Source organism: Sphaerochaeta sp. PS (genome assembly GCF_032144095.1).
In the GTDB taxonomy this organism is placed as follows: Bacteria; Spirochaetota; Spirochaetia; order Sphaerochaetales; family Sphaerochaetaceae; genus Sphaerochaeta.
In genome coordinates this window covers 67,329-90,245 of the sequence record NZ_JAVSNJ010000010.1, presented here as the reverse complement: position 1 = coordinate 90,245, position 22,917 = coordinate 67,329, and the positions used below count along the sequence as shown (strand labels likewise).

Sequence of the window (22,917 nt, the reverse complement as noted above, 5' to 3'; positions counted from 1 at the left end):
CTTATTCCATCATATAGGTGTAACAAGTTCAAAAAAGGAGGGAGCACATGAAGAAGCTAGCAACAACATTGACAGTCATCATTCTCATGGCAGTAGCCACTTCATCCCTCTTTTCTGCAAACGTATACAGTACGGCAGTGCTGAGACTCTCAGCCTATATAGCCGATAGGACAACCATCACAGATACGTACGATGGATTCATCATCAGCAGCAATACGGACAACTTCTCCTATTCGGTACAGGAAAAGGCAGAGGAAAGGATGCTGTTCATACTAGCAAACTAACCAAGAACCAAAGCGGGTCAGGACTAACAAGCTTGCATACTATGGGGTCAGGGAATTTGGGAAAATTCACTGGCTCCTACTTTTTTGCCCCTTGCCCTCCATCAATCGCCGATATAGGGCAGAGGTTAGCTATGGGTGCTATGCAAGCCTCCTGAACATTCTCTGGTTTTGCAGGGGGCACATAGTGAGCAATGGTTGGTAAAAGGTTGGTTTCGACCTTTGGAAAGGAACGGTGACCCATCGGCGTTACCGTTACCTATAAAAAAAGAGCTGCTCCTAAACCTGATTTTTCCATCAGACTTAGGGAACAGCCCCTTTTTTTCTTCCGCTGCCGACCTTATTTGATCACCAGGTTTACCAGCTTGTCGGCAACGACGATCTCCTTGACGATGGTCTTGCCTTCGAGCCAGGTAAGGATTCTCTCATCGCTTTTTGCAAGGCGCAAAAGCTCTTCCTTCTCCGTTCCTTTTTCCACGACAGCCTTGGAGCGGACCTTTCCGTTTACCTGGAAGACGATGGCGACCTCGCTATCGACGGTAAGGCTCTCGTCATAGAGAGGCCAGGGGACATTTGCCAAGGTGGGCTCATTGCCACAGAGTTGCCAAAGCTCCTCTGCAAGGTGAGGGACGTAGGGGCCAAGCAGCTTGATCAAGGTCTCCCACACAACTCTTGGCAGGGTGTCTATCTTGTAGAGCTCATTTACCAGAACCATCATTTGGCTGATGGCCGTGTTGAAGTTCAGGGTATCCGTATCGTGGGTAACCTTCTTGATGGTCTTGTGCAGCACCTTCAGGATCTCTTCGGAAGGCTCCTCATCGGAGATGGTCCTCTCCTCCTGGAGACGCCAGACGCGGTCCAGGAAGCGGTACACGCCACTGAGGCCGGTCGTTGCCCAAGGCTTTGAGACTTCCAGAGGTCCCATGAACATCTCATACATGCGCATGGAGTCGGCCCCGAACTCTGTGATGATCTCATCAGGGTTGATGACATTCTTCAGGCTCTTGGACATCTTGGCGACGACACGTTCAAGCCTCTCTCCGGTAGCCTTCTCAACATATTGGTCTGGGGCAGACTCCTCCACCATATCGGTGGGAACCAGGCTCTTGTCAGCCCTCTGATAGGCAAAGGATGTGATCATCCCCTGGTTCACCAGGCGCTGGAAGGGTTCCTTGGTGGCGACGAAGCCCAGGTCATAGAGCACCTCATGCCAGAACCGTGCATAGAGCAGGTGCAGCACCGCGTGCTCGGCTCCCCCTACATAGAGGTCGACGGGCATCCAGTACTTTTCCTTCTCTTCTGAGACAAACCTCTCGGTGTTCTTGGGGTCGATGTAGCGAAGGTAGTACCAGCAGGAACCTGCCCATTGGGGCATGGTGTTGGTCTCTCTCTTTGCCTTCCCTCCACAGACCGGGCAGGTGGTATTCACCCACTCGTCAATCTTTGCAAGGGGGCTCTCCCCAGTACCGCTGGGTTCATAGGACTGTACATCCGGAAGCAGCAGGGGAAGCTGGTCCTCCTTGAGGGGGACTATGCCACAGGTAGGGCAGTGCACCAAAGGAATGGGCTCGCCCCAGTAGCGCTGTCTGCTGAATACCCAGTCACGAAGCTTGTAGTTGGTTGCCTTTGTCCCGAGGTTTCTCTCCTCCAGCCAGGCTATCATGGCTTCGATGGCATCATCCTTGTTCATTCCATCAAGGAAGCCGCTGTTGACGTGCACTCCATCCTCGGTCCAAGCCTGCTCTTGTACATCGATCTCACTTTTCAGGACCTCGATGATGGGAAGGTCAAACTTCTTTGCAAACTCCCAGTCACGGGTATCGTGGGCAGGAACTGCCATGATGGCACCAGTTCCGTAGCTGATCAGTACATAGTCGGCAACCCAAATGGGAATCCTTTTCCCATTCACGGGGTTTATCGCATAGCTGCCGGTGAATACCCCGGTCTTGTCCTTTGCAAGGTCGGTCCTCTCAAGATCGCTCTTGTGGGCTGCCGCATCGATATAGGCGGCAACGCTTGCTTTCTGGGATTCTTTCGTAAGTTGTCCTAACAAGGGGTGCTCAGGAGAGACAACCATGTAGGTAGCCCCAAAGAGGGTATCGGCTCTGGTAGTATAGACCTCAAGCTGGTCGTCACTATCCTCAAGTCGGAAGAATACGGAGGCACCTTCACTGCGGCCGATCCAGTTGCGTTGCATGAGCTTTACGGATTCAGGCCAGTCAAGGCTGTCCAGGTCGGAGAGCAGCTTGTCGGCATAGTCGGTGATCTTCAGCACCCACTGTCGGATATTCTTTCGTACCACTGCGGTTCCGCACCGTTCGCACCTGCCGTCCTTGACCTCTTCGTTGGCCAGGCCGGTAAGACACTGGGTGCACCAGTTGATGGGGGTGTGGGACTCGTAGGCAAGGCCCTTGTTGAAGAGCTGAATGAAGATCCACTGGGTCCAGCGGTAGTAGTCACTGCTGTGGGTCGCTACCTCTCGGTTCCAGTCGTAGCAGAATCCCAGGCTCTTGATCTGCTTGCGGAAGTTATCGATGTTCCTTTCGGTGGTTGCCTTCGGGTGGGTACCCGTCTTGATGGCATAGTTCTCTGCAGGAAGGCCAAAGGAGTCAAATCCCATCGGATGGAGGACATTGAACCCATTCATTCTGAGATATCTGCAATAGATGTCGGTGGCTGTATACCCTTCAGGATGTCCCACATGGAGGCCCGATCCGGAAGGATAGGGAAACATGTCCAACACATACTTGCGCTTTTCAGGGGGAAAGGTCTCATCTTCTGTAACTGCGAAGGTCTGGTTCTCTTCCCAGTACTGTTGCCATTTGGTTTCTATTTCATGGAAGGGGTATTTGCTCATGGGGCAATCATACATTTGCAGCTATGTTAGGTCAACGCCAAACGTTCTCCAATTATAGGGTTGCATCGTCGATGGAAGGGGAAAACTCCACCTCTTCGACGCGGTTGCCTTGCATGGTCACGATTCGGAAGGTCCCGATTGGCGACTGCAGGACATCCCCATCCTGGGGGATATCCCCGGTTAGGCCCATCAGGTAGGCCGCCACCGTGCTGGTTTTCGGCCCCTCATGCTCGTAGTGGAGGGAAAGCTCGTCGACCAGCTGGAGAAATGGGGTATCGGCCATGACCAGGTAGGTGCCAGGTCTCTGGTCCTTTTCGACGATCCTGTCAGGGTAGCGCCGTTCATGCTCATCATAGAGTTCTCCGAAGAGTTGTTCAGCCACATCCTCCATGGTCACCACCCCGCTGAAGCCGCCATATTCGTCCAGGACGATGGCCAGTTGCAGCTTGTCCTTCTTGAAGAGGAAGAACACATCATCGAGGTGCATCTGTTCGGGAACGAAGAGCGGTTTGCGCATGATGGTGGTGATGTTCTTCTCCAGGTTCTTGTCCAGCTGGGCACGCAGGATATCGCGAACCAGCACCACCCCGATGATATCCTCAACCGTCTGGTGGTAGACAGGAACCCTGGAGAAGCCGGAACGGACGATGGAGGGGAAGGCCGCTCCTATGCTCATTTCATCGCTGATGCAGAAGACGCTTGTCCTATGGCTCATGATGGTCTTTACCTGGGTATCGCTGAACTGGATGGCCCGGTGCATGAGGTCTGATTCATACTGGTCGACGAGCCCGAAGTCCTCGGCAGCCCCCACCATATGCCTGACCCCTTCGGTGGTGATGGCAGGTTCGGTGTTCTTTGCAAAGAGGTGGGTGATGAGATGGGAGAGCCGGATCAGAAGCCAGGTTACGGGAAAGAGTATGATGGTCAGCGCCTTGATGGGGTATGCCATGAAGGTGGCGATCTTCATGTTGTGGCTCATCGCGATCTGCTTTGGGGTTATCTCCCCGAAGATGAGGATGGCAATGGTAAGCAGCCCTGTTGCATATCCTACCGCATGGTTCGAGAAGACCTGAATGGCATAGGTGGTTACCAAAGCCGATGCGGAGATGTTCACGACATTGTTGCCTACCAAAACGGTGGTGAGCAGGATGTCATTCTTCTGGCTCAGGGCGTAGGCAAGGCGGGCGCTTCTGCTCCGTTTGTTCTGGAGGGTCTTGTGCTGTATGAACGAAAGGGAGGTAAATGCGGTTTCCGTTGCCGAAAATACCGCTGACAGCAAGAGTAGAACAAGTATGGCTATCAGTTGTGCACTCATAGGCACATCCAAAGCACAAAAGATTCGGGTGGGTGTTCGCTTGAGCACCCTAAACTAGGTAACGGGTCATCCATAATGTGGCTAGTATACCAATACAGAGAGCAAAACCGCAAGTAGAACTACCACCGATATGGCAAAGGGTTTTTTCCCCCACCGTTTGACCCTGCTCGCATTGAACCCGCAGAAGGGGTAGAAGAAAAAGAGGGTGTCGAGGGTTACCAGACAGAGGCCAAAGAGTAGGGGCACGCCTTTGGGGACAACCAGGCAGAGGGCGGCTACCGCCACCTGTCCCAGGATTGCCATCATTGCCAATAGTGGTGTCTCCTCCTTGAGCTTCCACCCTATCCCTTTGACATAGAGGTTTCCCGGAACGGGGAAGGGAAGGCCCAAGCCTAAGGAGAGCAGGATCGCGGCTATCCAGGCAGTATCCCAGCTACGATAGACCACTTCTCTCTTTTTGATCTTCGCCCAGATAAGCATTGCCAAGGTTCTCCCAAGCAAAAAGAGCGAGGGTGTGGCAAGCAGAAGCACCGGGTGTTGCAGATTAGATAAGGGGAAGGGATGAAAGCCCGATAGGCCCAGTAGGTTCCACCCCATCAGGGAGAAGAGAAAGAGCAGGGTATTGCCAACGAGGGTGAGGACCAAGGCCTTGGCCCCTACTGCCGCCTCTTTGCCCGTATCCCCTATGAGGCTTTTGTGCCAGAGAAAATAGCCCATGTCAAAGAAACGGGAAGCGTGGCGGTAGACCACCGGTGTCCCAAATCCAAACCGTCTGAGCTGTTGCCAAAGTCCCAGGATGGAAAAGCCCCTATTCGCAAGCTGTTTGAAGGAGGCTGGGTTGTCCCCTTCCACACATGCTGAGATCTCGGTGCACCCCTGTTTTTCAAGAAAGGCCATGGCCTCGGTGAGCAGCAGCCCTGCAAGGGCCTTCCCCCGGTGCTTCTCATCGGTGTAGAGCCAGCCGATGTAGCCCATCTTCACCTGTTTGTTTACTCGGTATACATCCAGGTTGATCCCTGCAACCACACGGTCAAAATAGGTGACCACCAGGGTCGATTCTGGATGGAGGTAGAAGATGGAGGCAAGCTTTGCCTCGAAGCAGGAGCTCATCAGGGCCTTCGCCTGGGCTATCTGGTCGTCACGAATGAGATTGATGGAATAGGCGTTCATGCGTTGGTCCTTAGGGTTCGTGTCATCTCATCCTGGGTGACAAAGAGGCTGAAGCTGTGTTTTTCCAGTAGTGTGTTCAGTGGCCTGTAGCCTGCATCGATGTTGATGAAGCGAAGAAACTCTGTCCTGCAGAGATGGGCCGCTGCAATGAGGGCTTGCCCGGCAAACCCTTTCCTTCTTTCCTGTTCATCAATATAGAGCTGGGCTATTGACCCTGACAGGGGGTCAAAAGAGAGGACCCCAACTTTTTTGGCAGAGAATACGATATCCCAGACAGGGACTTCCCCTGCAAGGATTGCCTCCTTCGTGTTCTGCCAACTGGGTAGGCACTCCCCTGAGGGGACAAAGAAGGTCTCTTGCCTTTTCAATTCTACCGTTGCTTTGCTCTCATCTATGAGGGTTTCTGCCTGGATCTGGTAGCAGTTGAACTCTCTTTGGGTGGTGAATCCGATGGTCTCATAGAGCTTTTTTGCCCTCTTGTTGTCGGAGAGTACCTCCAGTACCCAGGTATGGAGGCCTTGGTCCCGAAGAAGGGCCAGCGTTTCGGTTGCAAGGAGACAGGCATACCCTTTGCCCCTATAGGAGGGGATGATGGCTGTCCCACAGTCATAGCAGTAGTTGTCCCTAGCTCCATTGAGTACAAATCCGACAAGCGCCTGTCCATCGAACAAGCCCATCGAGATGTCTTTTTGAAAGCCGTTCCTTGCCAGGGCCTTGCCCAACTGTTCTTCGGTCATGTTCACAGCCACCTGGTAGTCGCTGAAGGCCTGGTTGTATGTTGCAGTAAGCTCCTTCCTGCTTATCTGACCCAGTGTTCGCATCTCCACCATCATTACCATCCTGCATCTATGATGGGTGACAGAATACAGCAAAAGGTCTCCTCATAAAAGCCCGGTAGTGTTTTACAGGGGTGTCTGCACCGTTTTGGGAGACCTCTTATATAGATGGGGAAACTTTGCTACATTGCACAGGCCAGAATAGAGGAAAGGAAGCAGTAATTGGAAGAAGAAAAACGGATATATGTGAAAGGCTTGGCCTTTGCCATTCTCGGTACGGTTGTCTTGAGTTTTGATGCATTGCTTATACGGCTGTCGGGGACGGGCGGCATTGGTGTTGTTTTTTACCGAGCCCTCTTTACCTGCATTTCCAGTTCGGTGCTTTTTTTTGGTACTACCAGAAGAAAGGCTCTCCCCATCCTTGGTTCCGGTGGATTACCCATGCTTATCAGTGGTTTGATGTGGGGTTTTGGTGGAATTGGCTTTACCCTAGGGGTCAAGAGTGCAGGGGCTGCCAACACCCTGGTCCTCATCTCGCTCTCCCCTCTGTTTGCTGCTCTGTTTAGCGCCGTCTTCTACAAGAAACGGCCTTCCCTAAGCACCATTGCGGCAACCTGTCTATCCATATTCGGCGTATGGTTCATGTATAGGGAAGGCTTTGGTGACATGGAGGTACAGGGTATCCTCTTTGCACTCTCTGCTCCCCTGTTCCTTGGGTCAAACCTGGCATTCATGAGAAACCATACAGAGATGGCCCGCTTGCCCCTTGTGATGATCGGTGGACTGACAGGCTCCCTCTTTGCGCTTGTCGTCTCAAGAGGAAATCTACGAATACCGCCAGAGTCACTCTTTCCCTTGGCCCTTCTGGGGTTGTTGGTCATCCCCTTCTCCCAGACCATGATCGGCACAGGGACTCGATACATCAATGCACCGGAGGCCGCACTGATCAACTCAAGTGAAACTGTCTTGGGGATTTTCTATGTCTGGCTGTTCTTGCAGGAGGCTCCCACCCTCGATTTCATGATTGGCGCCTCAATAGTGGTGTTGTCGATTACCTTGCACAGCCTCTACCAGGTAAAGACCAAAAAAATGTAGCGAGCTAATCCTCCATTTCTGTCACCACCAGCGCTTCCTCTTGAACCACCCTGCCATGATGATGACCAACAGCACACAGCAAAACACCATTCCATAGAAGCCCCATTGTTGGGCAGCGAAGGGGATGTGCATGAAGTTCATCCCATAGAGGCCGGTCAAAAACGTCAGGGGGATGAAGATGGTGGAGATGATGGTGAGCACCTTCATGATCTTGTTCATCTTCATGTCCAGGCTGGAGAGGTAGACCTCCATCAGGCCACTGACGGTGTCACGCAGCATCTCACACTCCTCACTGAGCCAGAGAGCGTGGTCGGATGTGTCGCGGAAGAGGTGGACCGTCGGTTTCTCCAGGCTGACCAATTCCGATCGGATGAGATTTGTCAGCAGGTCCTTCAAGGGGAGGGTGATCCTCCTGAGGTGGAGAATCCTTCGCTTGTGCCTATGGATGTCCGATGCGGTGATCTTCTCCGGGGTGTTGATGACCAGCTCTTCCATCTCCTCGGTCAGTTGGTCCAGTTCGTCGGCACGTACCAGATATTGGTCGACCACCCTGTCCACCAGGGCATGAAAGAGCAGGTGGGTATTGGCCTTCCTTGTTTTGATCTGCTCTCCTGAAAGATAGGCGAATACGGGAAGGAAGATGTCACTGGCATGTTCCACGATACTTATGAGCCAATTGTCCCCGACAAAGAGGCTCAGCTGTTCCTCGGCTTTCTTGGGGGTATCCAGGACCCTGAGGGTAAGGGAGAAGTAGGAGTCGTAGTAGTCCAGCTTCATCCTCTGGTCGGTGGAGAATGCATCCTCAAGGCTGAGGTTGGAGAGGGAGAACTTCTTGGCTATCTCCACGATGCCCTTGATGTCAGAAAGGCCAGAGATCTCTATCCATCTCTGCTTTTCGCTCTCCTGCATGGAGAACCCTTCGACAGTGGTTAGTCCTTCATCGTTGTAGATGTGCGTCCTGACTCGTGTCTGTTCGCACTCAGTATCGCCTACATAGATTAAGGAGCCTGGACGCATCCCTTCTTTTTTCTTGTGCTGGAGAAATAGGTTTCTCTTGTCCGGCATCTGTAGGGCTCCTTGTAGACTAGGCTAGTATGAAAGCAGGGTAGCTGCACTCTTCGTTTCTCCTCTGTAGGGTAACGTACCAGTAGCCTGATGGCAACGGGAAACGCCCCGCTTCCCGGGGATTTTTCACAACCTGGGAAGGGTACCAGCTCTGGATACAAAAACTCATACTTTTCTCATACCTCTCTCATAGTTTCCTTACTGGTTTGGGGTTAGATGTAGTCAACAAACCAAAGAGCGGATGGAACGCTTGCTCTGATAGGCCTCTTCCTTCCAAGGGTTTGTTTGGCAATGGCCTTGAAAGACAGGACCTTTGTACCGGATCTGGATAAAGGGACAGACTAGGTCGTCTCTCCAGCATTTTGGGGTACAGGGCATCCATCCAAGGCGCATTCCAGGGAATTGGGGTTGCTTTCCCATTCTTGAACAACGTTACCAAAATCCACCATAGAGAGAAAGGCCGAAAGGGAAACGACACCCTGTTCTTTGGTTTTGCCATTGCCGGTGAAATCTGATATACTTTTCCCATGGCAATGACAACATATGATGAATCGAAGATCCAGACGCTCAGTGCATTGGAACATATACGCAAGCGCCCTGGTATGTATATAGGGCGTTTGGGAAATGGTACCCATCTTGATGATGGCATCTATATCCTCCTCAAGGAGGTAGTGGACAACAGTATTGACGAGTTCATCATGGGATTCGGCAACAAGGTCGTCATCAGGGTAAAGGACCAGAGCGTCTCGGTAAGGGACTTTGGCCGAGGTATCCCTCTGGGAAAAGTTGTCGATTGTGTCTCGGTCATCAATACCGGGGCAAAATACAGCGACGATGTCTTCCAGTTCTCCGTCGGACTCAACGGGGTGGGGACCAAGGCTGTGAATGCCCTCTCCTCGGCGTTTACCGTAACGGCATTCCGCGACGGGGAGTATGCATCGGCAACCTTCAGCAAAGGGGTCCTTATCTCCGAAAGGAAGGGCAAGGGCCCCGATGCCGACGGAACCATGGTAACCTTCACCCCCGATAGTGAGCTCTTTGGCGACTACTCCTTCAATGAGGATTTCCTCATCACCCGCATCTGGAGCTATGCATACCTGAACACTGGCCTGGCCCTCGACTTCAACGGCAAGATCTACAAGAGTGCCCATGGGCTGCTCGACCTGCTGGACAAGGAGGTGGGCAACGAGGGGCTCTACACAACGATCCACCACCAGTCAAAGCAGCTGGAGTTTGCCTTTACCCATGTGGTGGGTTCCTACGGCGAGAACTACTTCAGCTACGTCAATGGCCAGCATACCAACGACGGTGGTACCCACCAGGCGGCTTTCAAGGAGGGGATCCTCAAGGGGATCAACGAGTTCTACAAGAAGAACTGGGCCCCCCAGGATGTGCGCGACGGCATCATCGGTGCCATCGCCATCAAGGTCAAGGACCCAGTCTTTGAGTCCCAGACAAAGAACAAGCTGAGCAATACCGAGATACGGTCATGGATAGTCTCGGAGGTCAAGGATGCCATCATCGATTTTTTGCTGAAGAATTCTGATTCGGCTGAAAAACTGAACCAGAAGATCATCAACAACGAGACGCTTCGTAAGGAGCTCAATGAAGTAAAGAAGGGGGCCAGGGAATCGGCCAAGAAGGTCTCCCTGAACATTCCCAAGCTGAAGGATTGCAAGTACCATCTGGGCCAGAGTGCATCCCACCGCGATGAGTGCGAACGTTCGGTCATCTTCCTTACCGAAGGGGACTCGGCTTCGGGCACCATCACCAAGACGCGGGATGTCATGACCCAGGCTGTCTTCAGCCTGCGGGGAAAGATCCTCAACGTCCATGGCAAGAAGCGTACGGAGATCTACAAGAACGCAGAGCTCTACAATATGATGGTTGCCTTGGGCATAGAGAACGGCCTTGAGGGGTTGCGCTACGGCAAGGTCATCATCGCCACCGATGCCGACACCGATGGCTTTCATATCCGTAACCTCCTGATGACCTACTTCTTGACCTATTTTGAGGACCTGGTCCTTGCCGGCAGGCTCTATATTTTGGAGACCCCCCTTTTTAGGGTTCGCAACAAGCAACAGACCGTCTACTGCTACAATGAGAAGCAGCGCGACGATGCGGTGGCTCAGATCAAGAACCATGAGATTACGCGGTTCAAGGGGCTTGGGGAGATCGACCCCAAGGAGTTCGGGCAGTTCATCGGCGAGGACATCCGCCTGATCCCCGTGTCAATCGTGGGGATGAATGAGATGCACAAGACCCTGGAGTTCTATATGGGAAGCAACACTCCCCAGAGAAGGGAGTTCATTATGGAGAATCTTATCTGATGACGCAGGCACAAAGTGTTTTTCGACAGAATTTCCTGGAATATGCCTCGTATGTCATCAAGGAACGGGCCATCCCCGATCTTTCCGATGGGTTCAAGCCAGTACAACGGCGTATTATCCATACCTTGTTCGAGATGGATGACGGCAAGTTCCACAAGGTTGCAAACGTGGTTGGTTGGGCCATGCGCTACCACCCCCATGGCGACTCGTCCATCTATGAGGCCCTGGTAAACCTCGCGAATTTTGACCTCTTCATAGAAAGGCAGGGAAACTTCGGTAACTTCATGACCGGCGACAGCGCAGCTGCTGCCAGGTACATCGAGTGCCGCCTGCTTCCCTTTGCCAAGAAGGTCCTCTATAACCCGGAGCTCACTACCTTCACGGAGTCCTATGACGGAAGGAACAGCGAGCCTGTCTCGTTCCCTGCCAAGATCCCTGTGGTCATCATCCAGGGTGTGAGCGGCATCGCCGTCGGAATGAGTACTGCGATCCTTCCCCACAACGCCCTTGAGGTGCTCGATGCCATGGCCGCAAGGCTCAGAGGTGAGAGCTATACCCTCTACCCTGACTTCCCCGGTGGCGGTATCGTCGATGTGGAAGCCTACAATGATGGACGGGGCTCTGTCTCCATCCGTGCAAAGCTCAACACCTCCGATGTAAAGAAGATCACCATCGAGGAACTGCCCTATGGGGTGACCAGCGAAGCGATGATCCACTCTGTGGAGGAGGCTGCAAAGAAGGGGCGGCTGAAGATCAGCTCCATCAACGACTACACCTCCGACAGGGTCAACATCGAGATAAACCTGGCCCGAAATACCTATGCAGAGGATATTATCGATTCTCTCTATGCCTTTACCGCCTGTGAGACCAAGATCTCTGTGAACCCCCTGGTCATCAGGGACAACCTGCCTACCATCATGGGCATTTCGGAGATTCTCGATTACCATTCTTTTCACCTGTTGGATATCCTGAAGGCTGAGTTGGAGCTTGAGAAGGGACACCTGCAGGACAAGCTGCATGCCAGGACTCTGGAGCGTATTTTCATTGAAGAGCGCATCTACAAGAGGATTGAGCAGAAAAAGAGTGCCGCAGAGGTAGATCAGGCTGTCATTTCTGGCTTCAAGCCGTTTTCCGAACAGTTGTACAGGCCTCTTGTCGATGAGGATGTCGAACGGCTTCTGAAGATCCCCATCAGGCGTATCAGCTTGTTTGACATCGAGAAGAACCGCCAGGAGATGGAGGGCATCAATGCCATCCTGAAGGATATCGAGTACAAGCTTGGCCACCTGGTCGAGTACGCCCTCTCCTATCTTGCAGAACTCAAGTCGATGCTAGGCGAAGAAGAGCACAAGAGAAAGACGAAGATCAAGTCCTTTGAGTCGATAGATATCAAGGAGGTTGCAGAGCGTAACCTCTCGATCAAGTACGACCCGACCAATGGGTACCTTGGCTATGGGGTCAAGACCGGCACCACCCAGCTTGAGGTAAACCCGTTTGACCGCGTCCTCATCATCCGAAAGGATGGTACCTACCAGGTCATCGACGCTCCCGAGAAGGAGTTTGTCGGAAAGGGCATGCTCTACTGCGGGTTTGCCGACAAGGATGCACTTGCAGACCTTACCTTTACGGTGCTCTACCAGGAGAAGACCTACAAGTACCTCTTCCTCAAGCGTTGCCAGATCACAGCCTTCATGCTTAAGAAGGCGTACTCGTTGATCCCTGAAGGCAACTACAAGCTGGTGAAGCTTTCCACCCATCCGAATGCCGAGCTTACGGTGACCTACAAGCCGAAGCCAGGGCTCAGGATCCTGGAGGAGAAGTTCTACTTCTCGGACTACCTGGTGAAGAATGTAAAGGCAAATGGGGTACGGATCGTAGTGAAGGATATTGCATCGCTTCGCCTGAGGGCGGTGAAGGAGTTGGTGCATGAGAAACAGGATGAGCCTACCTTGTTTGATGAGGTTGAGGAGTGATGATGGGCGTTAAAGAGAGGATTCTCTATGAGGACAACCACCTCATCATAGTGAACAAGCTGTGTGGGGAGTTGGTCCAGGGTGATGAGACAGGGGATGAGACCCTAGCCGACAAGGTGAAGGAGTACCTGCGGGTAACCTACCATAAGGCAGGGAATGTCTATCTGGGGATTCCCCACCGCCTTGACCGGCCAACCAGCGGGATCGTTGTCTATGCGAAGACCGAGAAGGCCCTGGTCCGCCTGAATGAGCTTTTCAGGGGGAGTTCTGTCAAGAAGATCTATTGGGCCATTGTCGACAACCTCCCTTCACAGATGGAGGGGACACTGATCCACCATATGGTTCGGGATACCAAGCAGAACAAGAGCATCGCCACCTCGATCGAACGCGCGGGCAGCAAGGTCGCAAAGCTTGACTACAAGGTAGTGGCCTCATCCAAGAGCTACCATCTTCTGGAGATCGAGCTGCATACCGGGCGCCATCATCAGATACGGGCGCAGCTTGCCGCAATTGGGCTGCATATCAAGGGGGACCTGAAGTATGGTTCCCCACGTTCCAATCCCGATGGAGGCATCTGCCTGCATGCAAGATTGATCAGCTTCGTCCACCCTGTAAAGAAAGAGGTGCTCACCGTTGTTGCAGATCCAGATCTCGACAATCTCTGGAGCGCCTTTATGGAGCAGGTGAGGCAGTAGACTCCTGCTCACAGACGAATCCCATCGAAAGGTGGGATTTCATTGTCTGCAGGGAGATGGGTCTGGATAGGTGTCCAATTGCTGGCGATAGAGGAGTTCCAGATTGTTCCATAGGCTTGCAGGAACCCCTGTCGCCCTCTCGAGTTTCTCTGCAATGGCAGCGGTAATGGGCTGTTCTCCCTGAAGGATGCTGACGATTGTTTGCTCCGAAAGGGATGTGCTCCTTGCAAGATCTTTTTGTGTCATCTGCAGGCTCTCTGCTGTCTCAAGCAATGTCTTTCCTGGCATAACGGCATAATCGGGTGCAAATGCATAGGTTTTTTTTGGTGTGCTCATGGCGGGTACCTCTGTCTGTCTCCCTTGTAATGTATATGCTCTTTCTAGGTGGGTTTCTCTTTTCCTGCAATCATTATATGGTTGGTTTTCGATAATCTCAAGTACTCATTTTTCCATATCCAGGCGATCAGGGACCATACCCAGAATTGGATTTCAGGCTACAAGGCCCAACACAGCCAACAATAGAGGTCAGAGGCAGAGTACTCCCTCACCCTTGAAGCCGTTTACCTTTATGGTGAGCGGCTTTTCGCTTCTTGCATGGATGAAGTGCTCTGTTTCTGCATACAGGGGGAGCGTCGAGAATTTCTGCAGGTCCAGCCTCCCCGCCTTGTAGATGGGGTTGACGGTCATGTAGATGCATCCCAGGCTGGTCATGTTCTGGAAGAAGTGGGTACCCTGGCTTGGTTCGACCTGGAAACCCGGGAAGCCTGTCTCGACGATGACCTTCGAGCGGGAGATCTGAGACCATGCCACAGGTATTCCCAGCCATGGGTCACACGAGCCAAGCCTTCCTGCAACAATGAGGGCGTAGTCCCGTTCCTGCAACACCATAGCAGCATTGAGCTTGTCCAGTTCCTTTGCCATATCCTGCATCCTGGAGGGATCAAATGTCTCCTGCTTGATGTAGATGATGTCGTGGATGTCGGAAATCTTTCCGTTGCCCATGATGACATTGGAGAGCACTATGGCATCCTCTCTCTCCTCGTCGGTGATCACCACATCACTCTCCTCATTGCCTTGGGCTATCGGGCGTATCTGCAGCAGGCTGAACTCCGGCTTCTTGGGGGCCTTCCTGTTGAGGTTGACGGCAAATTCGATCTCAATGGGGGCACGCATCGCTTCAGTGCCCAGCTTGAGGATGTCCCGCACGATGGGGGCAAGGGGGAATGCATCATACTTGAGGATCCCGTTGAACGTTATGATCTTGTGGCCCTCTGCCCTGGTGCTTTCGCTCATCGCCCCTGTCGCCATATCGAAGGTGCTGGCAATGTAACGCAAGGACTCGGGGTGTTTTTCCGCCTCCTGCATATCCAGCAGCTCAAGGTTCTCAAGCCCCTCCTTGGCGAGGGGGAAGTACCCTCCTTCAAGGTTCAGTCCATAGAAGTTGCTTTGGGTGCTGGACTGGTTTCCTCCCAGATGCTGTACAGGCTTTCTGGGGTGGCTTGGTGAGAAGCGAAACACGGAGCCGTTGTCGACCACCGACTTGCCGAAGCCGAAGCAGAGCATGCCGACCCCATCCTCCGGTTTTTCCCCTCCGATGGGGTAGTAGTTCAGCGACCGCGCAACACCGCTGATGTTGGGATACCAGTAGGAGCCATGTTCGCTGCCAATTACCTGCTGGATTACCACGGCCATCTTCTCTTCCTCAAGCATATGGTCGGTCGCCTTGAGGTACTCCTTCGCCCGCCTGAAATAGGTCGATGCCCAGACGCACCGAAGCGCATCGCACAGCTCGGTGAGCCGTTGTTCCTCGCTTCCCTGGTTGGGAAGCATGCACGTCTCATAGACCCCTGCAAAGGGCTGGAAGTGGGAGTCCTCCAACAGGGAGGAGGAGCGAACCGTGATGGGTTGGTGTATGACCTTGACGATTTCGGCAAGGTTGAGCACAAGCTCGGCATTCAGTGGCTTGGAGAGGAACACTTTCAGAAGTGTCTCGTCGGGAAGGGCGGCGGTTATGATCTCCTCCAGCTCATTCTCCTCGATGAACTGGGTAAACTGGTCGGTGGTGATGACTACGGTACGGGGTATGGAGAGGTAGACATCAGGATACTTCTCAAGGATTCCGCTTGCCCTGAGCTCCATGTCTATGAAGGCGAGCCCACGGCCCTTGCCTCCGAGCGAGCCATTGCCGATCCTGCTGAAGAAGAGGGTTTCGTCGTAGTTGTTCCGGCTGAACTGGGCTATGACGCCCTTGGTCCGCTCAGCCCGGTAGTTTCTGATGATGTCGATGAGCTGCTGCTGCACCTCGGAGGCATCCCCATGTTCTGGGATCTGCAGGTCCTTGATCTTTGCCGCAAGGATATACAGGCTCTGGGCCCGAAGCCAGCGGGAGAACTCGTTTCTCCTGCAGTGGTAGTCGAAGCTCTCCTCAGGGATGGATGGCAGCAGGCGCTGGAGGTCGCGCATGGTTTCTGCCCTTGCAATCTCCTTGCCCGTTGAAGGGTCACGGAAGATGAAGGGGCCGAAGCCGAAATGGGAGTTCATGAATTTGTTGAGTTCGCTGAGCAGCGAGGAGCTGAGCTTCCAGGTGTAGCAGGCCCCAGCCTCCAGGGCTTTATCCTTGTAGCTGCTGTCGGTGCTCTGGATGAGGATGGGCACCTCAGCATCCTTTGCGAGCACCATCTTGCAAAGCTCCAGGCCGGCCTCCTTGTCGTGTACACCCTTGCGTAGGTAGGAGAGGTCGGTGATGATTCCCAGGATGTTGTGGCGATAGGTGAGGTAGAGCCTCTCGGCTTCCTCATAGCTCCTTGCCAGCACAATCTTGGGCCTACCTCGCATCCTGAGGGTCTTGCCCCAGTTGTTCAGGGCTTCCAGGATGCTTGAGCGGTTCTGTTCGATGAGGCAGGTGTACATCATCGGCAGGTATGAGGAGTAGAATCTGACCGAGTCCTCGACCAGGATGATGACCTGGACATCGGCTTCCTCTGTATCGTGGTCAAGGTTCATGCGATCCTCAACCAACTTGATCATTGCAAGGAAGATAGTTGGGTCTCCTTGCCAATAAAAGAAATAGTCTATTGCCTTGCAGTCGGAATCTTTGATAAGCTTGTTACGTCTGTGGCTTGATGAGGGAGAGAGGACGATGATGGGCATTTGGGGGTCGATCTTCTTGATGGCCGTTGCGAGCTCCTCTACTGGATCGGAGCCAAGGTCGAGCATGGTGATGACCAGGTCGAAGGACCTCTCTGCAACAAGGGCAAGGGCCTCGTCACCGGTATTGGTATGGGTGATCTTCGGTGGGTTGTTGAGCCCTAGCTGGGTGTACTCTAGGTAGAGTTCTTCCTCGACCCTCCCATCCTCTTCCAGAAGGAAGCGGTCGTAGTCACTGCAGATGAGAAGCACGTTGTAGATGTGTTTCAGCATAAGGTTGCTGAAGGGTAGCCAGGTGGGGTCAAGGTTATACATGCCTGGCATTTTACCACGAGCCAATACGGTATGGATAGTGTTTGCTAAGAAAATGCAAATTGCAATAAAGGTATTTTTTACATAGTAATAATACTATATATATTAAAAATAAAATATATAATGATGTTTATGGTAATAATCGAGATTTTGGATGCTGAATTTCATTGACAGGTGCCGCCACCTGGTTTACTCTTCGACGGTAAGTATTTGATTATATGTGTGATTCTAAGGAGAAACTGGTAAATGTACAAGCTTGAATCGTTTATGGCAGAACTGGAAAAACGGAACCCTGCACAGCCGGAGTTTCTCCAGGCAGCTCGAGAAGTCATTGAGAGCGTTATCGATGTGACCAATGAGAATCCAATATATGAGAAATATAAGATTCTGGAGAGGATCACGGAACCCGACAGGGTCTTTGCCTTCCGTGTCGAATGGGAGGATGACCATGGTGACATTCAGGTCAACCGGGGATACCGGGTCCAGTTCAACAACGCCCTCGGCCCCTACAAGGGTGGGCTGCGCTTCCACTCCAGCCTCAGCTTGGGGACACTGAAGTTCCTGGGTTTTGAACAGACATTCAAGAACAGTCTTACCACCCTTCCCATGGGCGGCGGCAAAGGCGGCAGCGACTTCAACCCCCGTGGCAAGAGTGATGCAGAGATCCTTCGCTTCTGCCGTTCCTTCATGACAGAGCTTGAAAAGTATATCGGTCCGAATACCGACGTCCCAGCCGGGGATATGGGTGTGGGCTTGAGGGAGATCGGGTACCTCTACGGCCAATACAAGAGAATCCGCAACGAGAACACCGGTGTGCTCACCGGCAAGGGTCTGAGCTTTGGAGGCTCCCTCATCCGTCCTGAGGCCACGGGCTTTGGCGCGATGTACTTTGCCTCCCAGATGCTTGCGAGAAACAATGACACGATAAAGGGAAAGAGAATCGCCATAAGTGGGTTTGGCAACGTTGCCTGGGGAGCTGTCATGAAGGCTTCTGAGCTTGGGGCGAAGGTTGTGACCATCAGTGGTCCCGATGGCTATATCCTCGATGAAGAGGGAATCGGCACGCCTGAGAAATGGGCGTTCATGACCTACCTACGGGCTTCGAACAATGATGTGGTGGAGCCCTATGCCAAGAAGTTTGGTGCCAAGTTTGTGCCTGGCAGGAGACCTTGGGAAGTTCCTGTGGACATGGCCTTCCCCTGTGCCATCCAGAACGAGCTCTCCCTTGAGGATGCCAAGACCCTGGTTGCCAACGGTGCCAAGTATGTCATCGAGACATCCAACATGGGTTGTGCCGCCGATGCCACCACCTTCCTCATCGAAAAGAAGATCAATTATGCCCCAGGAAAGGCTGCCAATGCCGGCGGTGTTGCTGTCTCAGGGCTTGAGATGAGCCAGAATGCCATGCATATCTCCTGGAGTGCCGAGGAGGTCGATGCAAAGCTGCACGCCATCATGGTGAACATCCATGAGAGCTGTGTCAAAGAGGGCACCCAGGAGGATGGGTACATCAACTATCTCAAGGGCGCAAACATTGCAGGCTTCAGAAAAGTTGCCGACGCCATGGTGCTCATGGGGTACTAGAGCGGAGAGATTCCATTACCAACATAGCAGTGAAATGCAGGGAGCCCTCACAAGGGGCTCCCGTTTTGGCTACAGGCTCGTCAATTTATTTTTGTACGCTAGGGACAGAAAAGATGGGAGTCCTGGAGACCCGGTCTTCAGGATTCCTGGAGCCGGGAAATAGGGGACAATGCAACAAGGGTTGGATACTTCTCTCCTTTGAAGAGTAAGGATTTGGCATTTTTCTGAGAAAGTTTTGTTGCAGGGTTTTGGAGAAAACCGCACTAGTTGTTTGAGATGATAGCGTAATGGTATAAAACCAATATAACACTACCTGTAGCGTTATGTATCTTTTATACCCGCTATATATTTTGGTTTTAACCTTGCAAACTTTCATTGGCCATGGTATGTTAAACCTTGCGAACGCTTTGTTTTTACAAGCTTCGCCAGACAGAAATTTAGAGAAATACATATATGATGAGGGATTACATGAGTGCTGTAAAGAATGAGTTGAGCCCCCTGGGCCGCAAGATTTTCCTGGACCGGTATGCGCTGAAAGACGTAAAGAAAGAGACCCTGAAAGTAGGGGATATCGTCGTTGCTGTGAGCAACGCTGCTACTGGACAGAGAGAGATCGGGGTGGTTACAGCACTGGGTGAGAAGGATGCCATCACTGTCAAGCTCGACGATGGCGTTGTCCTGCAGGTCAAACGCGAGGAGATCGACAAGCCTCTTGAGACAGATCCGGCCCAGATGCTCGCTCGTGTGGCAAAAGGTATTGCATCACAGGAAAAGGAGGAGGTTCGAAGCAAATGGGAAAAAGAGTTCAATTGGCTTTTGGAGGACTGGAAGTTCGTCCCTGGCGGCAGGATTCTCACTGGAGCAGGAACAACGCAGAACCTGACCTATTTCAACTGTTATGTGATACCTTCCCCGAAGGACAGCCGTGGCGGAATTATTGCCTCCTTGGGACAGATGACCGAAATTATGAGCCGTGGCGGTGGGGTAGGGATGAACATATCCTCCCTCAGGCCCCGTCACAGCTATGTGAAGGGAGTAAACGGAAGGTCCAGTGGCTCAGTCAGCTGGGGCGGGCTTTTCAGCTTCGTAACAGGACTCATTGAGCAGGGCGGTTCCCGCCGTGGCGCTCTGATGCTCATTCTCAATGTCTGGCATCCGGACATCATGGACTTCATCAACAGCAAACGTGAGATGGGCAAGATCACCAATGCCAACATCAGTGTGGGAATTACCGACGCCTTCATGGAAGCTGTCCGAAACAATGGTGAGTGGGAGACCTGTTTCCCCGACACTTCCGACCCTGAGTACAACAAGGTTTGGGACGGAAACCTCGATGCATGGAAGGCTGCAGGCTACAAGGTCAATGTCTACCACAAGCTCAAGGCACGGGAAATCTGGGATGCCATCATAGAGAGCGCCTGGGCTTCTGCAGAGCCTGGGGTGTTTTTCATAGACCGCTACAACAAGATGTCCAACTCCTGGTACTACTCCAGCATCCAGAGCACCAACCCCTGCGGGGAACAGGGCCTTCCTCCCTGGGGTGTCTGCAACCTGGGTTCCATCAACCTCAGCAAGTTTGTGCAGGACAAGAAGGTTCTGTACAAGGACCTGGGAAGGACTGTCCGTGCTGCGGTGCGGTTCCTGGACAATGTGATAGATGACACACCCTACTTCTTCGATGAGAACAAAAAGCAGCAGCAGTCCGAAAGGCGTATCGGTCTCGGTACCATGGGGCTGGCAGACATGCTCATCAAGATGGAATTGGCATACGGCAGCGAGGAGTCCCTCGCCTTCATCGATGAGTTGTACAAGTTCATCTGCGTCGAGGCGTATGCCGAGAGTTCCGACCTTGCCAAGGAGAAGGGGAGCTTTGCCTACTTTGATGCCGAGAAGCTCCTGCAAAGCGGGTTCATGCAGCAGATGCCCCAATCCTTGCGTGAGGATGTCCGGAAGAAGGGTCTGCGCAATGTGACCCTCATCACTCAGGCTCCCACCGGGACTACCGGGACGATGGTCAATACCAGCACCGGCATCGAACCCTACTACTTCTGGGAGTGGGAACGGACTGGGCGGATGGGTACGAACATCGAGAGGGTCAAGGTCTATGAAGATTGGGTCAAGGAACATCCTGGACAGCCCAAGCCCCACTACTTTGTCTCTGCCATGGATCTTGCCCCTGAGGGACATGTGAAGGTGCAGGCTGCCATCCAGAGATGGGTCGATTCTTCCATCTCCAAGACAGGCAACACTCCCCGCGAGTACACTGTCGAACAGACAGGCAAGCTCTACGAGCTGCTCTATGACCTGGGATGCAAGGGTGGGACTACCTATCGTGACGGTTCACGGGATACCCAGGTGCTGACTGTCAAGAAAGAGGAGAAAAAGGAGGAGAAGCCTGAGGTTGTCATCCCAAGCTTTGCTGAACCCAAGCCTCGGGTACGGTCGACGGTGCTCAGGGGGACCACCTACCGCAAGGCAACCCCTATCGGGACTGCCTATATCACGGTCAACTGTGATGGACCCAACTCCACCGATCTCTTTGAGGTATTCATCAATGTGGCAAAGGTCGGTTCCGACGTTGCTGCTGATGCAGAGGGTTTGGGCAGGCTCATCAGCTTGGTTCTCAGGATGCCTTCCCCCCTTACGCCCGAACAGCGTGCGCAGTCGATCATAACGCAGCTTGCTGGCATTGGTAGTGGCAGGTCGATGGGCTTTGGCAAGAACCGGGTCATGAGCCTTCCTGATGCAGTAGCGCAGGTGCTGCAGCAGCACATTGGCTCTGCTGCTTCCGAGACCCGCTCCTCCGACCTTCCCGATGAGGAGGATGAGGTCTCTGATGCTGGCCAGCTGGATCTGGGCCTTGCCCCATCGGTCAACAGCGTCAAGCCTGATATCTGTCCTGTGTGTGGCAATGTGACCTTTGTAAATATCGAAGGCTGCAAGAAGTGCTTCTCCTGTGGTTATAGTGAGTGTTGACCAGAGTTGAAGCTAGGCATATTCTCTTGTCACAGGGGATATGGAAAGGTGAATGACAAGAACTTGATGCCCCGTCTGCTCTCGAAGGCGGGGTTTTCTTTGTACCGGGGACTCGATCCGAGTATATATCTGTTGTTTGCTGTTAGGATCATCAACAGGTTTGGTGATTTTGTGCAGTTGCTCCTTGTCCTTATCCTTACCGGCAAATTGGGTATGGATAGCCACGAGGCGGGTTATTTCATCTCCCTTGCCCTGGCGGCCACCATGGTCGGCCAGCTGGTTGCCGGAGTGGTTGCAGACAAGTTTGCCAGGAAGTATGTCCTGGTCTTTTGCCAGCTCATGGTGAGCTTCAGCTATCTGGCCAGTGCCTGCCTTGTCGGTGGAAGCTCTGCTTCCCTTGTTCCCCTCCTGGTCTTGCTCGGCTCGCCATTCAGGGGTGCAACGGCCCCCATCACCAATGCGATGGTTGCTGACTTTTCAGGAGAGAGCGACCGAGGCCGTGCGTTTTCCTTGCTCTACCTGGGAACGAACATCGGTGTTGCTGTAGGGCCGATGGCAGCAGCCTTTCTCTACAGCCGTTCGTTGGTCCTTCTTTTTGGGTTTTCTTCGGTCCTGTTGCTCTTCTCTACCGCTTTGCTCATAGCAAAGGTGCCTCTGGTGCATGGGGAAACCTTTAGCAGTGGTTCAGCCAAGATTGAGGGCGGGTTTGTGGCCTCGCTATTGAAAAACAAGGTCCTGCTCTTTTTCCTTCTGCTCTTTGCCCTCTATGACCTGACATACCTGCAGAACTCCTTTGCACTCCCTCTTCAGTTTACATCGTCCTTTGGCGATAGCCTTGGGACAACTCGGTATGGGTTTCTGATGACCATCAATGCCCTGACGGTTCTTGCCACCACCCCTTTTTTGACGAGGGTGACCACAGGGATGAGGCAGCTGAGGGTTATGGCCTTGGCCATGTTGTTTTATGTAATGGGCTATGGTGCGTACGCATTCTGTACGCATTATTCGGTGTTTCTTGTCTCCACGTTCATTTGGACGCTTGGGGAGATCCTGATGGCAACCAATGCGAATGTGTTCCTCAATGCCTTTGCCCCTCCCAGGTATAGGACTCGTTTCAATGCGCTTTTCCATATAGCAGGGGGGCTTGGCAGCGCCCTTGCCCCCACCGTTGGCGGCCTGTTGCTGCTATCGCAGAGCTATATGCTGTTGTGGGTCATCATGGCTATGGTCTGTTTGGGCATTGGCCTTTCCTATCTTGTTCTCGATAGGCGCCTTGAGAGATAAATTTGCAATTAAGTATAAGCGGGGGCTGGAAAATCCGTAAGGTGTGGTTGCAAACGA

15 protein-coding genes are annotated in these 22,917 nt (G+C 52.9%); 8 read left to right on the top strand and 7 right to left on the bottom strand.

Annotated features, from left to right (window positions below; genetic code table 11):
• The first annotated feature begins 47 nt into the window (after positions 1 to 47).
• Positions 48 to 284 (top strand): hypothetical protein, encoded by a 237-nt coding sequence (locus ROJ03_RS09455; RefSeq protein ID WP_313726793.1) that lies wholly within the window; start codon positions 48 to 50, stop codon positions 282 to 284.
• A 337-nt stretch (positions 285 to 621) separates the two neighbouring features.
• Here the strand turns inward: ROJ03_RS09455 and leuS are convergent, their stop codons facing one another.
• From leuS to ROJ03_RS09435, 4 genes are all read right to left on the bottom strand, one after another.
• On the bottom strand, positions 622 to 3,138 hold the full coding sequence (gene leuS, locus ROJ03_RS09450; protein WP_313726792.1) for a leucine--tRNA ligase: 2,517 nt from the start codon (positions 3,136 to 3,138) through the stop codon (positions 622 to 624).
• 52 nt (positions 3,139 to 3,190) lie between these two features.
• Entirely contained in the window at positions 3,191 to 4,453 is a 1,263-nt protein-coding gene (locus ROJ03_RS09445) for a hemolysin family protein (RefSeq protein WP_313726791.1), read from the bottom strand.
• Positions 4,454 to 4,534: 81 nt separating this feature from the next.
• On the bottom strand, positions 4,535 to 5,623 hold the full coding sequence (locus ROJ03_RS09440; RefSeq protein WP_313726790.1) for a GNAT family N-acetyltransferase: 1,089 nt from the start codon (positions 5,621 to 5,623) through the stop codon (positions 4,535 to 4,537).
• Positions 5,620 to 6,495: a GNAT family N-acetyltransferase gene (locus ROJ03_RS09435; RefSeq protein ID WP_313726788.1), complete on the bottom strand. Its 876-nt coding sequence runs from the start codon at positions 6,493 to 6,495 to the stop codon at positions 5,620 to 5,622. Before ROJ03_RS09435 ends, ROJ03_RS09440 begins: the two co-directional genes overlap by 4 nt.
• A 126-nt stretch (positions 6,496 to 6,621) precedes the next feature.
• Between ROJ03_RS09435 and ROJ03_RS09430 the strand changes: the two genes are divergently transcribed.
• Complete coding sequence (locus ROJ03_RS09430) at positions 6,622 to 7,494, top strand: DMT family transporter (RefSeq protein ID WP_313726787.1); 873 nt, start codon at positions 6,622 to 6,624, stop codon at positions 7,492 to 7,494.
• 21 nt (positions 7,495 to 7,515) lie between these two features.
• Here the strand turns inward: ROJ03_RS09430 and corA are convergent, their stop codons facing one another.
• Positions 7,516 to 8,559 carry a magnesium/cobalt transporter CorA gene (gene corA / locus ROJ03_RS09425; RefSeq protein WP_313726786.1) on the bottom strand — a complete coding sequence of 348 codons (1,044 nt, stop codon included), beginning with the start codon at positions 8,557 to 8,559 and terminating at the stop codon, positions 7,516 to 7,518.
• Positions 8,560 to 9,086: 527 nt separating this feature from the next.
• Here corA and ROJ03_RS09420 point away from each other — a divergent pair.
• From ROJ03_RS09420 to ROJ03_RS09410, 3 genes are read left to right on the top strand one after another with little or no spacing between them, the layout of a single operon-like run.
• Complete coding sequence (locus ROJ03_RS09420; RefSeq protein ID WP_313726785.1) at positions 9,087 to 10,889, top strand: DNA topoisomerase IV subunit B; 1,803 nt, start codon at positions 9,087 to 9,089, stop codon at positions 10,887 to 10,889.
• Positions 10,889 to 12,862, top strand: coding sequence for a DNA topoisomerase IV subunit A (locus ROJ03_RS09415; RefSeq protein ID WP_313726784.1), 1,974 nt, complete (start codon positions 10,889 to 10,891; stop codon positions 12,860 to 12,862). Before ROJ03_RS09420 ends, ROJ03_RS09415 begins: the two co-directional genes overlap by 1 nt.
• A gap of 2 nt (positions 12,863 to 12,864) precedes the next feature.
• Positions 12,865 to 13,557, top strand: coding sequence for an RNA pseudouridine synthase (locus tag ROJ03_RS09410; RefSeq protein ID WP_313726783.1), 693 nt, complete (start codon positions 12,865 to 12,867; stop codon positions 13,555 to 13,557).
• Between the two features lie 39 nt (positions 13,558 to 13,596).
• Here the strand turns inward: ROJ03_RS09410 and ROJ03_RS09405 are convergent, their stop codons facing one another.
• Both ROJ03_RS09405 and ROJ03_RS09400 read right to left on the bottom strand, forming a co-directional pair.
• Positions 13,597 to 13,893: a helix-turn-helix domain-containing protein gene (locus ROJ03_RS09405; RefSeq protein ID WP_313726782.1), complete on the bottom strand. Its 297-nt coding sequence runs from the start codon at positions 13,891 to 13,893 to the stop codon at positions 13,597 to 13,599.
• A gap of 189 nt (positions 13,894 to 14,082) precedes the next feature.
• Entirely contained in the window at positions 14,083 to 17,019 is a 2,937-nt protein-coding gene (locus ROJ03_RS09400) for a PEP/pyruvate-binding domain-containing protein (RefSeq protein ID WP_313726781.1), read from the bottom strand.
• 243 nt (positions 17,020 to 17,262) lie between these two features.
• Here ROJ03_RS09400 and gdhA point away from each other — a divergent pair, with 243 nt between their 5' ends.
• The 3 genes from gdhA to ROJ03_RS09385 all read left to right on the top strand — a co-directional run bounded on the left by gdhA (position 17,263) and on the right by ROJ03_RS09385 (position 22,860).
• Entirely contained in the window at positions 17,263 to 18,600 is a 1,338-nt protein-coding gene (gene gdhA, locus ROJ03_RS09395; protein WP_313726780.1) for an NADP-specific glutamate dehydrogenase, read from the top strand.
• A 468-nt stretch (positions 18,601 to 19,068) separates the two neighbouring features.
• On the top strand, positions 19,069 to 21,576 hold the full coding sequence (locus tag ROJ03_RS09390; RefSeq protein ID WP_313726779.1) for an adenosylcobalamin-dependent ribonucleoside-diphosphate reductase: 2,508 nt from the start codon (positions 19,069 to 19,071) through the stop codon (positions 21,574 to 21,576).
• Positions 21,577 to 21,624: 48 nt separating this feature from the next.
• Positions 21,625 to 22,860 (top strand): MFS transporter, encoded by a 1,236-nt coding sequence (locus tag ROJ03_RS09385; protein WP_313726778.1) that lies wholly within the window; start codon positions 21,625 to 21,627, stop codon positions 22,858 to 22,860.
• Positions 22,861 to 22,917 lie beyond the last annotated feature (57 nt).

Coding starts and splice junctions, on each gene's coding strand:
- ROJ03_RS09405 (WP_313726782.1), bottom strand. CDS start 13,893: ATGAGCACACCAAAAAAAACCTATGCATTTGCACCCGATTATGCCGTT.
- ROJ03_RS09445 (WP_313726791.1), bottom strand. CDS start 4,453: ATGAGTGCACAACTGATAGCCATACTTGTTCTACTCTTGCTGTCAGCG.
- ROJ03_RS09390 (WP_313726779.1), top strand. CDS start 19,069: ATGAGTGCTGTAAAGAATGAGTTGAGCCCCCTGGGCCGCAAGATTTTC.
- ROJ03_RS09420 (WP_313726785.1), top strand. CDS start 9,087: ATGGCAATGACAACATATGATGAATCGAAGATCCAGACGCTCAGTGCA.
- corA (WP_313726786.1), bottom strand. CDS start 8,559: ATGCCGGACAAGAGAAACCTATTTCTCCAGCACAAGAAAAAAGAAGGG.
- leuS (WP_313726792.1), bottom strand. CDS start 3,138: ATGAGCAAATACCCCTTCCATGAAATAGAAACCAAATGGCAACAGTAC.
- ROJ03_RS09415 (WP_313726784.1), top strand. CDS start 10,889: ATGACGCAGGCACAAAGTGTTTTTCGACAGAATTTCCTGGAATATGCC.
- ROJ03_RS09410 (WP_313726783.1), top strand. CDS start 12,865: ATGGGCGTTAAAGAGAGGATTCTCTATGAGGACAACCACCTCATCATA.
- ROJ03_RS09455 (WP_313726793.1), top strand. CDS start 48: ATGAAGAAGCTAGCAACAACATTGACAGTCATCATTCTCATGGCAGTA.
- gdhA (WP_313726780.1), top strand. CDS start 17,263: ATGTACAAGCTTGAATCGTTTATGGCAGAACTGGAAAAACGGAACCCT.
- ROJ03_RS09400 (WP_313726781.1), bottom strand. CDS start 17,019: ATGTATAACCTTGACCCCACCTGGCTACCCTTCAGCAACCTTATGCTG.
- ROJ03_RS09440 (WP_313726790.1), bottom strand. CDS start 5,623: ATGAACGCCTATTCCATCAATCTCATTCGTGACGACCAGATAGCCCAG.